Source organism: Saccharopolyspora sp. NPDC003752, from assembly GCF_053605825.1.
Window position 1 is genome coordinate 48,287 of record NZ_JBSGJZ010000019.1, and the last position, 12,537, is coordinate 60,823.

Annotated in this window: 11 protein-coding genes; 6 read left to right on the plus strand and 5 right to left on the minus strand. The window is 70.5% G+C overall.

Going from position 1 to position 12,537, the window contains the following annotated elements; all coding sequences use genetic code 11:
• Positions 1-64 precede the first annotated feature (64 nt).
• The 4 genes from ACWEV3_RS24035 to ACWEV3_RS24050 all read left to right on the plus strand — a co-directional run bounded on the left by ACWEV3_RS24035 (position 65) and on the right by ACWEV3_RS24050 (position 3,933).
• A complete protein-coding gene (locus ACWEV3_RS24035) occupies positions 65-715 on the plus strand; it encodes a GOLPH3/VPS74 family protein (protein WP_452616080.1) in 651 nt (216 codons plus the stop codon).
• A gap of 156 nt (positions 716-871) precedes the next feature.
• Entirely contained in the window at positions 872-2,287 is a 1,416-nt protein-coding gene (locus ACWEV3_RS24040; protein ID WP_452616081.1) for a M20/M25/M40 family metallo-hydrolase, read from the plus strand.
• Between the two features lie 204 nt (positions 2,288-2,491).
• Positions 2,492-3,289, plus strand: a complete 798-nt coding sequence (locus ACWEV3_RS24045) for an ABC transporter ATP-binding protein (RefSeq protein ID WP_452616162.1) — start codon at positions 2,492-2,494, stop codon at positions 3,287-3,289.
• On the plus strand, positions 3,286-3,933 hold the full coding sequence (locus ACWEV3_RS24050) for a hypothetical protein (RefSeq protein WP_452616082.1): 648 nt from the start codon (positions 3,286-3,288) through the stop codon (positions 3,931-3,933). Before ACWEV3_RS24045 ends, ACWEV3_RS24050 begins: the two co-directional genes overlap by 4 nt.
• Before the next feature lie 11 nt (positions 3,934-3,944).
• On the opposite strand, the gene ACWEV3_RS24055 is transcribed toward ACWEV3_RS24050, so the two are convergent.
• From ACWEV3_RS24055 to ACWEV3_RS24075, 5 genes are all read right to left on the minus strand, one after another.
• Positions 3,945-4,136 carry a PspC domain-containing protein gene (locus tag ACWEV3_RS24055; protein WP_358568375.1) on the minus strand — a complete coding sequence of 64 codons (192 nt, stop codon included), beginning with the start codon at positions 4,134-4,136 and terminating at the stop codon, positions 3,945-3,947.
• Positions 4,137-4,307: 171 nt separating this feature from the next.
• Entirely contained in the window at positions 4,308-4,682 is a 375-nt protein-coding gene (locus ACWEV3_RS24060; RefSeq protein ID WP_452616083.1) for a hypothetical protein, read from the minus strand.
• Between the two features lie 30 nt (positions 4,683-4,712).
• Entirely contained in the window at positions 4,713-6,359 is a 1,647-nt protein-coding gene (locus tag ACWEV3_RS24065; protein ID WP_452616084.1) for a glycosyltransferase family 87 protein, read from the minus strand.
• Positions 6,360-6,436: 77 nt separating this feature from the next.
• The gene (locus tag ACWEV3_RS24070) at positions 6,437-9,364 is read right to left on the minus strand and encodes a transglycosylase domain-containing protein (RefSeq protein ID WP_452616085.1); all 2,928 of its coding nucleotides are present in this window, start codon (positions 9,362-9,364) and stop codon (positions 6,437-6,439) included.
• 400 nt (positions 9,365-9,764) lie between these two features.
• Positions 9,765-10,169: a DUF5318 domain-containing protein gene (locus ACWEV3_RS24075; RefSeq protein ID WP_207954109.1), complete on the minus strand. Its 405-nt coding sequence runs from the start codon at positions 10,167-10,169 to the stop codon at positions 9,765-9,767.
• A gap of 248 nt (positions 10,170-10,417) precedes the next feature.
• Between ACWEV3_RS24075 and ACWEV3_RS24080 the strand changes: the two genes are divergently transcribed.
• Together ACWEV3_RS24080 and ACWEV3_RS24085 are read left to right on the plus strand one after the other, a co-directional pair.
• Positions 10,418-11,008, plus strand: a complete 591-nt coding sequence (locus ACWEV3_RS24080) for a PadR family transcriptional regulator (protein ID WP_452616086.1) — start codon at positions 10,418-10,420, stop codon at positions 11,006-11,008.
• A gap of 20 nt (positions 11,009-11,028) precedes the next feature.
• Positions 11,029-12,120 (plus strand): inositol-3-phosphate synthase, encoded by a 1,092-nt coding sequence (locus ACWEV3_RS24085; RefSeq protein ID WP_452616163.1) that lies wholly within the window; start codon positions 11,029-11,031, stop codon positions 12,118-12,120.
• The last annotated feature ends 417 nt before the right edge of the window (positions 12,121-12,537 follow it).

Here is a 12,537-nt window from a genome sequence, read left to right on the forward strand (position 1 = left end):
TGGGCCGCGTCCAGCCGGTCCGATTCGGCCGCGTCGGCCGCGATTCGCTGCGAGACTGGGCGGCATGACCACGCTGACCCTGCCCGAAGAGTTCGCGCTGCTGCTCCAGAAGGACAACGGCTCGCACTACTCGATGTCCGACTACACCGGCGCAGCGGAACTCGGCGAGCTCGTGCTGCAGCACCGGATCGACTTCGTCCGGAAGAAGATCCAGGTGCTCGACGCGAGCCCGAGCGGCATCGGCTGGCTCGACGACTGCATGGCATACCTGGTCAAGAAGGCGGGGCCGGCGAACAAGCCGGTGGCCGCGCAGAGCTTCATCCAGCACCGCAAGAGCGCGCGCAAGGTGCACTGCGCCGCCCTCGCCGAACGGGGCCTGATGCGCCGCGAGGAGAAGTCGGTGCTGTTCATCCCGTACGACAAGTACTTCCCCGACCCCGCGGCGCGGCAGGCGCTGATCGCCGAACTGCGCGCGGTCGCCCGCGACGAGATCGCGCTGGACAACCGCCGGGCGCTGCTCGCGGCGATGGTGCACGCGACCAACCTGGTCCGGTCGCTCGGGCTGGAGCGAGCAGAGCGCAAGCGGCTGAAGGAGATCAGCAAGGGCGAGCAGCTCGGCAAGGCAGTGGAGGCCGCGGTCGCGGCCGCGACCGCGGCGATCAGCGCCGGCGCCATCGCGGCCACCACCTCCGCGGCCGTGGGAAGCGGCAGCTGACCGCAGCGGGGTGCGCTTCGGCCGTGTGCACTTTGTGTCGCTGTAGCAGCGCGAAACGGACACGGCCCCGGAGCTGCGGAACGTCGCTCCGGGCGGCTGTTTGAGCAGTTCCGGCCATTGGCGACGGCCCGGTCGGTGCGGGCATAGGATCGCGGCGTGGATCGTGCAGCCGTAGCGAAGACCGTTGACCAGGCGTGGGACGAATCCGTCCTGCCGAGCCTCTCCGAGCTGGTGAAGATCCCGGCGATCTCGCCCTCCTTCGACTCCGAGTGGGTCGCCTCCGGGCATCTCGACGCCGCCATCGAGCACCTGCGCGCGTGGGTCGCGGCGCGGGACATCGCCGGCGCGAACATCGAGGTCGTGCGGCTGCCGGAACGCACCCCGCTGCTCCTGGTGGACATCCCGGCCAGCGAGGGCGCGCCGGACGAGACGGTGCTGCTCTACGGCCACCTCGACAAGCAGCCGCCGGTCGGCGGCTGGTCCGAGGGCCTCGGGCCGTGGACGCCGGTGGTCCGCGACGGCCGGCTGTACGGCCGCGGCTCCGCCGACGACGGCTACGCCGGGTACGCGGCGATCACCGCCATCGAGGCGGTCCGCGCGCACGGCGGCGCGCACGCGCGCTGCGTGGTGCTGCTGGAGACCGGCGAGGAGTCCGGCAGCCCCGACCTGCCCGCCTACCTGGAGCACCTGTCCGACCGGCTCGGCGCCGTGTCGCTGGTGGTGTGCCTGGACTCCGGCGCGGGCGACTACGAGCGGCTGTGGCTGACGAACTCGCTGCGCGGCATGGTGCAGCTCGAAGTCAAGGTTCAGGTGCTCGACAGCGGCCTGCACTCCGGCATCGCCAGCGGCATCGCGCCCAGCTCGTTCCGCGTGCTGCGGGAGCTGCTGGACCGGCTGGAGGACTCCGCGACCGGCGAGGTCCTGGTGCCCGAGCTGACCGTGCAGATCCCGGAGAACCGCGTCGCCGAGGTGCGCGCCGCGATCGAGGCCGTGCCCGGCCTGGTGCGCAACGTCGTGCCGTGGCCGGAGGGGTTGCGGCCGGTCGACGAGGACGAGGTCGAGCTCGCCCTGAACAGCACCTGGCGGCCGACGCTCTCGGTGATCGGCGCCGACGGGCTGCCGAAGCCCGCGGACGCGGGCAACGTGCTGCGGCCCTACACGACGCTGCTGCTGAGCTTCCGGTTGCCGCCGACCGCCGACCCCGAGGCCGCGATCCGCGCGGTCCAGGAGCGGCTGACCACCGACGTGCCCTACGGCGCGAAGGTGACCTTCGGGCACGCCGAGACCGGGCTGGGTTGGAACGCGCCCGACCTCGCGCCGTGGCTGGCCGCGGCGCTGGACCAGGCGAGCGACGAGGTGTTCGGCGCGGGCTGGCGGACGATGGGCCTCGGCGGCTCGATCCCGTTCATGGGCCTGCTGCACAACGCCTACCCGGACGCGCAGTTCGTGGTGACCGGCGCGCTCGGCCCGGACAGCAACGCGCACGTGCCGGACGAGTCGCTGCACCTGGCATTCGCGGCCAAGGTCACCTCGGCCATCGCCTACGTCCTCGACGCCCACGCCCGCCGCTGACCACCGCAATTTCAATGAGGTTTTCCAGCCTCGTTTTGCGTGGCGGTGCGGGTGGCGGAACCTCAGCGCCCGCCTGGACTGTGGGTGCCCAACCTGATGTATGTCCAGCTCGATGGAAATCGAACCTCTGATTTCCATTGAAATTGCGTCCCTCCGGGGTGTCGGCGCACCGGAGGACGACTTGCGAGGGGATCTGACGTGGTGGTGCGGGAACTTTCGGGCGTCACCAAGCGCCATGGCGCCCGGTCGGTGCTCCGGGGCGTTGACCTCGACGTGCCGACCGGTGCGGCCGTCGGGATCTTGGGCGCCAACGGGTCCGGGAAGTCGACGCTGCTGCGGATCCTCGCCGGGGTCTCCCGGCCGTCCGGCGGCACCGTCACCGGGCGGCCGCGCATCGGGTACGTGCCGGACCGGTTTCCCGCTCGGCAGCGGATGAGCGCCCGCGCCTACCTCCGCCACCTGGGCCGGATCGGCGGACTGTCCACTATGGAGGCCACTGCCCGGGCCGACGGCTGGCTCGACCGCTTCGCGCTCGCCGGCGGCCCGGACACCTCGCTGCGCGAGCTGTCGAAGGGCAACGCGCAGAAGGTCGGGATCGCGCAGGCGCTGCTGTGCGATCCCGAGCTCCTGGTGCTGGACGAACCGTGGTCGGGCCTGGATCCCGACGCACGCGGCATGCTCACCGAGGTGATCGGCGAGGTCTCGGCGGCGGGCACGGCCATCGTGTTCACCGACCACCGGCCGGAAGCGGTGCGGGCGCTGGCCACCCGCTCGCACCGGCTCGCCGACGGGCGCCTCGAACCGCTCGAAGCCGAGGTCGAGACTTGCCGGATCGTGTTGCGAGACGGCGAATCCGTCGACTGGGCGGCGCAGCCCGGCGTGCAGGCGGTGCGCCCGGGCCACTCGGACGTGACGCTGGTGGTGACCGTGGAAGCTCGGGAATCCTTGCTGCTCAAGGCGATCCAGCAGGGTTGCGCGGTGCTCTCGGTGGCCGCGCGGTGATCCCGCTGATCCGCTACCAGCTGGCCATCCTCGGCCACTCGCAGCGCTACCTGCCGCCGGCGCTGCTCTACATCGGGCTGCTGGCCATCTTCTACAGCAACAACGACGGCCCGGCGCTGCCCGGCTTCGCGGTGACCGCGGCGGGATTGCTGGTCGTGGCCGGCTGGTTGACGATCGCGCTGGTCGACGTGGAGGACGTCGTGCAGCGCACGGTCACCCGCGCGCACGCCGGATCGATGGCCCGGATGCTGGCCGGTGTCGTGCTCGCGGTGCTGTGCTGCTCGATCGGGCTCGCGGTGCTTTCCGTTGCCTGGGCGGAGATCTCGCACGGGCTCGACTACCCGCCGGGCGATCTCGGCATCGGCCTGCTGGCGCACGTCGCGTGCGCCGCGTTCGGCATCGCCGTCGCCCTGCCTTGCTCCGGGCTGGTCGTCCGCCGCATCGGGTACACGGTGATCGCGGCGGCGGCGCTGTTCGCGATCACCTTGCTGGCGAAGTGGATTCCGCTGGCGTTCCCGCTGCTGCTGGCGCTGAGCGCGGACGCGACGAGCGCCGCGCTGCTCGTGCGGTCCGCGCTCGTCGCCGTCCTCAGCCTGGTCGCCAGCACGCTGCTGGTCACGGCCTGGTGCGTCCGCCGCGCCTAGCCCGCGGCCGGTCAGCGCTTCGGGATCAGGATCCAGAGCACGATGTAGATCACGAACTGCGGGCCGGGCAGCAGGCAGGACAGCAGGAACAGCAGGCGGACGGTGAACGGCTTCATCCCGAACCGGTCGGCCAGACCGGCGCACACCCCCGCGATCATCGCCTTGTCGCTCGGCCGGGACAGTGCCATGCGGTACGTCGTCATGCCTCAATGCTCGCCGAGCCGGCGCCGCGGTGCGTCAGGGGACGACCCCGAGATCCCCCTGAACCGGATCCGACCGCGGGCTGACGCCCCGTCCGACCGCGGGCCTACCCCGGACGCGCCGGTGCCCGCCCGGCGGGGGACCCTGGCGGGCACCTCGCTTCGGCGGGTCGATCAGCAGCGGGCGTGGTAGGTGCGGTTCGCCAGGACCTGCCCGCCGGAGGTCACCACGACCTCGGTCGCCTTCTCGTCGGTCAGCGGGACCTGCGCCGAAACCAGGCCCCCGCGGCCGACCGTGCCGATGGCCCGCCGCTCGCCGTCGACGGTCACCGCGAACGGCGCGAGCCCGTCCGCCGCGCGGCGGATCTCGTAGCGGACCAGCGGCGACGCGCTCAGGTCACCGGGGAAGAACGGGCTCAACCACGGGAACGTCGCGGTGAGCGGCGACAGGTCGTGGCAGGTCGCCTCGCCCAGGCGGACTTCCAGCACGCCCGGCGGCGTCTCGGCCAGCGCGGTGAGCACCTGGGTGAGGGATCGTCGGCCGACCATCAGCGAAGCACCTCCATCGGTGGCGGAAGATCACCGCCTCGACGCTGAGGTGCGCATCCCCTGCCCGGACCGTTCCTTACCCCAACGGGCGACACCGGGTAACACGAATCGGTCTCGCGTGCCGTCCAGGAAGCCGCCGCACGGGTCGTCGACCGCGCCCGGCTCCCGCCCGCCCCGCATCGCGAGCGCCGCGCGGATCTTGTCCCGCTCCGGCCGCACGATCTCCCGGACGACCAGCACGCACAGCGCGACGACCATCGCGTCTCGGATCACCACCGCGCCCAGGAACCAGCCCTCCGGCAGGCCCTTGTTGCCGGTGCCGAGGTAGTAGTACATCCGCGGCGCCCACACCGCGGCGTCGACGATCATCCAGGTCAGCAGCAGCCGCCAGCGCGGAATCGCCAGCACCGCCAGCGGCACCAGCCAGAGCGAGTACTGCGGGCTCCACACCTTGTTGGTCAGCAGGAACGCCGCGACCACCAGGAAGCACAGCTGCGCCAGCCGCGGCCGGGTCGGCGCGGCCAGCGCCAGCCACCCGATGCCGAGGCAGGCGACCAGGAACAGGCCGAGGCTGACCGCGTTCAGCACCGTCGGCGTGGCGCCGTCCCGCAGCGGGCCGTCGAAACCCGCCCAGCCGGTGAAGTACATCAGCACGTTGTACAGCGAGTCCGGGTCGGCCGGGCGTTCGTTGTTGAGCCGGAAGAACTCCCGCCAGCCCTCCGGGTAGAGCACGAGCACCGGCACGTTGACCACCAGCCAGGCCAGCGCGGCGGCCAGCACCGTGCGCAGCGCGTCCGCCATCTTCCCGGCGCGCCAGGCCAGCACCAGCAGCGGGCCGAGGAAGAACAGCGGGTAGAGCTTCGTCGCGCCGCCGAGCCCGATCAACACCCCGGCCAGCACGGGCCTGCGCCGCGCCCACGCGAGCAGGCCGGCGGTGCCGAAAGCCGTGGCCAGGGCGTCGAAATTGGTGAAGGCGTGCACGAAGACCAGCGGCGACACGGCGGCCAGCGCGGCGTCCCAGACCCGCCGGCGGCACAGCAGCACCAGCGCCCAGATCGTCACCAACCAGGCCGCGGCCAGCCAGAACGCCGAGATGTTGAAGTACAGCACGCTGGTCAGGCCGCCCGGCAGCCAGCCGTGGCCCGCCAAGGTCGCCCAACCGTCCGCGGCCCGCGCGTTGATCCACTGGAACACCCCGGTCAGCACCGGGTACTCCATGTACCGGACCTTCTCCTGCGACGTGCCGGCGTTCTCCAGCCAGGCCGTCTTGTACGGGAACGCGTCGTCCGGCGCGAGGTCGCCCATGCCGTAGCGCGGGATGATGTCGGTGTAGCACATGGCGGTGTACTGCTTGCTGTTCCGCCAGTCCAGCTGCGGCCCGTTGCCGGTGTCGTAGGTGACCTGGCAGGGCGCCTTGAACAGCCAGGCCGCGGCCAGCACCAGCACCGCGAAGAACAAGATCACCCGCAGCGGCGTCCAGAACCACTGGCGCCCGACCTGCGCGTGCCGCCCGAGCCGGCCGCCGAAGGGCCGGCTGAGCTTCTGCGCCAGCGGCTCGGTCCAGGTCGGCGCGACGCGGTCGGCGGGGTCGAGGGAATCGCTGTCCACCGCCGAGCTCGCGCGCTCGCCGGGGGTCGGCGCCGGTTCGGTGCTGGCGGGCTCGTTCGAGGTGGACACGCCCGGATGCTACTTGGGGCCGAACAACGCGGAGGGGCACCCGCCGCTCGCGGGTGCCCCTCCGGGTGTGCTGCGTCCTAGCCGTACGACCTCGTTCTGGTCGGTGCGACGTTCGGCGGTCCGTCTCCGGAATCACCGCCACCGCCACCGTTGTCGTCGCAGTTCGGGTCGAGCCAACCGCAGTGGCCCGGCCGCTCCTTGCTGGTGGTCGGCTCGTCCGGCTCGCTGGTCTGGGTCTGCGGCGCGGTCGGCAGCTGCGACGTCGGCGGCGGCGGCTCCGACGTCGGCGGCGGAGGCGGCGGGACGTCCTCGAACTGCCCGATCTTGTCGCCCTTCGGGAATTCCTCGACCTTCTTGCCCTGCAGGTAGGAATCCATGAACTTCTTCCACACCTTGGCGGGCCAGTTACCGCCGTAGAAGCTTTCGCCGCTCGAGTCGGCCAGCGGCTTCGGGCCACCGTCGTCGTTCTGCATCGCCACCGCGGTGGAGATCTGCGGCACCGCGCCGATCATCCACGCGTTCTTGTTCTTCGTGGTGCTGAGCCACTGGTGGGTACCGGTCTTGGACACCACCGGCCGGTTGCCCGCCAGCGGGACCTTCGAGTGCTCGGCGACCTCCAGCATCGACTGCGAGACGTTGTAGGCGATGTCCTTGCTCTCCGTCGCGCTGCCGAAGGCGGGCTTCGGCTCCGGGATCTGGAGATCGAACGTACCGGTCTCGGGGCTGATGGCCTCCTTCACGAAGTGCGCCGGAACCTTGTTGCCGCCATTGACGAACGAGCCGTACGAGGCCGCCATGTCCTTCGGGAGCACCTGGTACATGCCCAGCGCGATACCGGCCTCGACGGCCCCACCGGGGCTTTGCAGCTTCGTCGAGTCCGGAATGCCTGCCTGGTGGGCCGCATCGGCCACCTTCGTCGGCCCGAAGTCGGCCGCCATGTTGACGAACACGGTGTTGACGGATTTGGTCATCGCCTCGCGGACACCGCAGTGCATCGGATCATCGCAGCGCACGCCGGGCGAGTTGTCGAACTTGTGGCCGGCGATCACCTGATCCCCGCTGCCGTTGTAGTACTCGCCGATGCCCTTGCCCTCCTCCAGGCCGGCGATCACCGCGAACGGCTTGAACGACGAACCCGGTTCCTGCGGCGTGCTGGCCCAGTCCAGGTCACCGTTCTGCTGCTTGGATCCGTAGTACGCCTGGACCTCACCGTTCTGCGGGTCGACCGCGACCAGGGACGTGCGGAGCGTCTTCGGCTGGGAACCCATCACGTCCTGCACGGCCTGTTCGGCCTTCTGCTGCGCGACCGGGTCGATGGTCGTCTTGATCGTGTAGCCGCCGCGGGACAGCTCGCTCTCGCTCAGACCCTTGGGCTCCAGCTCTGCCAGGATGGCCTTGTAGATGGCGTCCTGCTCCGGCGTCAACCTGCTGTTGGTCTTCCACTCCAACCGCGGCAGGGTCTGCGGCATCGTCATGGACGCCTTCTCCGCCGGGGTGATGAAGCCGTTCTCCGCCATCTGCCCGACGACGTAGTCCCAGCGCTTCTCGGCCTTCTCCGGGTTCAGGCCCGGGTCGTTGCTGTTCTTGCCGTAAGGCGTCTGCACCACACCGGCGAGCACGGCGGCCTCGGCCGCGTTGAGCTCGCTCGGCTTCTTGCCGTAGTAGGCCCGCGCCGCGGCGGTGATGCCGTTCGCACCGCGCCCGTAGTCGGCCGTGTTCATGTAGGCGAGCATGATGTTGTCTTTGCTCTGGTTGTTCGTCAGCTTGAACGCCAGGACGACCTCTTTGATCTTGCGAACGTAGGTCGGGTCCTTCTTGAGGTCCTGGTCCAGCTTGAGGAACTGCTGGGTGATCGTGGAGCCACCACCGACGCCGGAACCGGTCGCCAGGTAGTAGACCGACCGCATGATGCCGTTGAAGTCGAAGCCGGGGTTAGTGCGGAAGCTGGCGTCCTCGGCCGCCATGGTGGCGTTCTGCATCGCCACCGAGACCTCGCTGATGTCGTGCACGACCTCCGCCGAGCCGTCCGGCTCGATGCGCCCCATCGGCGAACCGTCCGCGTACTTCAGCTCGATCGGCCGGGTCTTGCTCATCACCGCAGCCTCGCTCGGCGGCTCCCAGACGATGTAGCCGTAGATGAACACGGCGGTCGGCACCAGGACGGCCAAGGCCGCGGCGACGTAGCAGGACCGGCGGACGCGCTGCCAGAGACGACTGCGCTTCGCTTGGCGGGCGCTCATCTCGTCGTCCGGGTCCGGGATGTCGTCCGGGCCGGCGTCGAGGTCGTCGTCGCGGTACCGGTCATCGCGATCGCCGGAATCGCGATCGTCGAAGTCGTCACCATTCCGATCATTCCCGTCGTACCCGCCGTACGGGTCGTCGTAGTCGTCGTCCGCGTAGTAGTTGTAGTTGCCCTGCTCCTGGTGCGTGAGCAGCTGCGGCTCGGGGGCTACGCCCCCGCCGCCACCAGCACCGCCCTTCGGGCCACCGGCGGCTCCCGCCGCCGCGCCTGCGGCGCCCATGGCTCCACCGGCCGCGCCTCCGGCTCCGGCCGCGCCCGCCATCCCGGCGCCTGCGGCTGCCCCGGCGATCCCGCCTGCGGCGGCTCCCGCCGCGGCAGCACCACCGGTCCGGCGTCGATCGCTGTCGCGATCGCCCGCCGGGGTCTGCGGGATGTTCTGCGTCGGCTGCTCACCGGGCGACTGCGGCGGCCGTCCTGGCGGCGGCCCCGGCGGGGGCGGCGGTGGGCCTTGCCGACCTTGCTGCGCGCCTGGCGGCGGCGGTGGCGGCCCCTGCCGTCCGGCGTTCGGCGGCGTGGGGGTGTACGTGGTCGGCAGGTCGAGCTTGCGCCCGCCGCCGTTGTCGGGTTCGCGGGAGTCCCCGCTGAGCCGCTTGCCCAGCGGCGAGTCGTCCTCGTCGTCGTCGAACGACGGTGTCCACGCGCCGGTCTGCTCCTGCGGCGGCTCCTCGCCCGGCCACTTCATGGGCTGGCCGGGCGGTGGCACCGGGGCGTTCTGCTGCGTTTCCTCCGAGCTGCGGTCCGCACCCGGCCACCGGTTGCCCGGCGGGTTCGGCGGCGCTGGCCGCTGGCCCGGCCCGCCCGGTCGCGGCTCCTCGCCCGGCCATGCCGGACCGCCCGCACCGGGCGGGCCCGGCGGCGGGCCGGACGCCGGACGCTGAGGGGGCCGCGCCTGGTCGCCGGCGCGCGGGGGCCCGGGGGGCGGGGGTGGCGTGCCTCGACCGTCGGGGTGCGGATGCCGTGAGTGGCGCCCTCGGGTGGGGTCGTCACGCTCGTCGTTCACGAGTGGGCCTCCAGGACAGGCGTCGTCGGACGCCGTGTGATGCGTTCACGTCGGGGTTTGCGCCGCACCGGGCGCGCGATCGTGTTCGGGGGCACGACCGCTGTCACTCCGCTGCAGTCTTGCGCCGGGACCGGCTGTTGTTCAACCCATCCGTCCCGAGGACGTACGACTGCACGAGGTGGTTCCAGTTACATGTGCGGCATACCTCTACGACGTAGACGTTGAACTCCTCGAACATGGCCGCCATCCGGTCGAGCTCCTCGGGGGCCCGCGCCGTTCCGGACGCGTGCTTGAGGGCGTCGCCGAAGACCCAGGAGACCAGGGTCAACGGTTCCTTCCGGCACACCGGGCAGGTCACCCCGCTCGGCTCACCATGGAATTTCGCCGCCCGCAGCAGGTACGGATCGGCGTCGCAGACCTCCATCACCCCGACGCGGCCAGCGTGGACCTGCGCGAGCAGCGCTCGGCGCTGCAACGCGTAGTCGACCACTTGCCGTTGGGTCCGCACGCCCACAGAGTACGTGTCGGTGACGGCTGCTCCATGCGCCGTTCAGGGCAGGCCGGGCCCCCGACCGCCACCAGCCGTGACGACTACCACGTCAAGGGCCGCTCGATTGTGTTTTCCGATATATCGGCGCGATACAATCCGAAGGGTGGCCTGCCTCGCCGCGATCTGTGGGCGTGCGGGGCCGCCCTGGAATCCGGCGCCGCGTTTGGGCGGCAATCGGGCGCTGAACGCGGGCGGAGGAGGTGCGAATGCTGGAACTCGCCGTGCTCGGGCTGCTCCACGAAGCCCCGATGCACGGCTATGAGCTGCGGAAGCGGTTGCACGACACGCTCGGCGCCTTCCGCGCACTGTCCTGCGGAACTTTGTACCCGACGTTGCGCAGGCTGCTGCGCGCCGGGTTGATCGAGGAAGAAACCGACGCACCCGGCTCGCGCGGGTGGGGTCGGCGGACGCGCCGCGTGTACCGCATCACAGCTGCCGGGCAGCACAGGTTCGCCGAGCTGGTCGGCGACTGCGGGCCGCAGGCCTGCGACGACAACGCCTTCGGCGTGCACATGGCGTTCTTCTCCCGCACGCCGGCCGAGGTCCGGATGCGGATCCTGGAAGGGCGTCGGCGCCGCGTCGAGGAACGCCGCGACGGCCTGCGCAGCGCGCTGGCGGGCTCCGGGGACCGGCTGGACCGCTATGCCCGCGAGCTGCACCGGCTCCGGCTGGACCACAGCGAGCACGAGGTTCGCTGGCTCGACGAAATCATCGAACAGGAACGCGCCGAGCAGGCTGCTGCGGCGCCGGGCCGACCCAACGTCGGCGAGCAAGAACTGCAAGGACACGACAGATGAGCAAGAAGGAGGGCCCTGCCATGGGCGGAGATCGTCGAGCGGTGCGGGTGGCGATCGTGGGCGTCGGGAACTGCGCGGCGTCGCTGGTGCAGGGCGTTCACTACTACGCCGACGCCGAGCCCGGGACCCGGGTTCCGGGCCTGATGCACGTCGCCTTCGGCGACTACCACGTGCGCGACGTGAAGTTCGTCGCCGCCTTCGACGTGGACGCGAAGAAGGTCGGCCGCGACCTGTCCGAGGCGATCGTCGCCAGCGAGAACAACACCATCAAGATCGCCGACGTGCCCCCGCTGGGCGTCACCGTGCAGCGCGGCCACACCTACGACGGTCTCGGCCGCTTCTACCGGGAGACCATCGAGGAGTCCGACGAGCGGCCGGTCGACGTGGTGCAGGCGCTCAAGGACGCCGAGGTCGACGTCCTGGTGTCCTACCTGCCGGTGGGCTCCGAAGCGGCGGACAAGTTCTACGCGCAGTGCGCGCTGGACGCCGGCGTGGCCTTCGTCAACGCGCTGCCGGTGTTCATCGCCTCCGACCCGGAGTGGGCGCAGAAGTTCACCGACGCGGGCGTGCCGATCGTCGGCGACGACATCAAGTCGCAGGTCGGGGCCACCATCACGCACCGGGTGCTGGCCAAGCTGTTCGAGGACCGCGGCGTGCACCTGGACCGCACGATGCAGCTGAACGTCGGCGGCAACATGGACTTCCTGAACATGAAGGAACTGGAGCGGCTGGAGTCGAAGAAGACCTCCAAGACGCAGTCCGTGACCTCGCAGGTGGACCGCGACCTCGGCAAGCGCAACGTGCACATCGGGCCGTCGGACTACGTGCCGTGGCTGGACGACCGCAAGTGGGCCTACATCCGGCTGGAGGGCCGTGCGTTCGGCGACGTGCCGCTGAACCTGGAGTACAAGCTGGAGGTGTGGGACTCGCCGAACTCGGCGGGGATCATCATCGACGCGATCCGGGCCGCCAAGATCGCCAAGGACCGGGGCATCGGCGGGCCGATCCTGTCCGCGTCGTCGTACTTCATGAAGTCGCCGCCGGAGCAGTACTCCGACTCCGCCGCCTACCAGGCGGTCGAGGACTTCATCGACGGCAAACTGGAGCGCTGACCGCAATTTCAATGAGGTTTTTCCAACCTCGATTTGCGTGGCGGTGCGGGTAGCGGCCCCCCTGCGGGAGTTACAGAGGCTCCCTGGACTGTGGATGCCCCTCCTGATGTATGCCCAATACACGGCGGAGGGGCCGTCCTCGCCGAGGGAACCCCGGAGGGGTGGGCACCGTGAACCCGCGACGGTGCGAGTGCCGTAGGTGGGCTATGCGCCTGCGGCGCATGCGACAGCCCATCGACGTGTGGCTTTGCGACCCGCGGCTGCGGACCGACCAGGATGAAAGACGCTCAATGGAAGTTGCGCCCTGTCGGCGTGTCACGCCACGACACACCGAACCCCTGTGGACAACTTCGGCCGACTGTGGATAACTCGCGCAATTTCAATGGAAATCGAAGGTCCGATTTCCATTGAAATTGC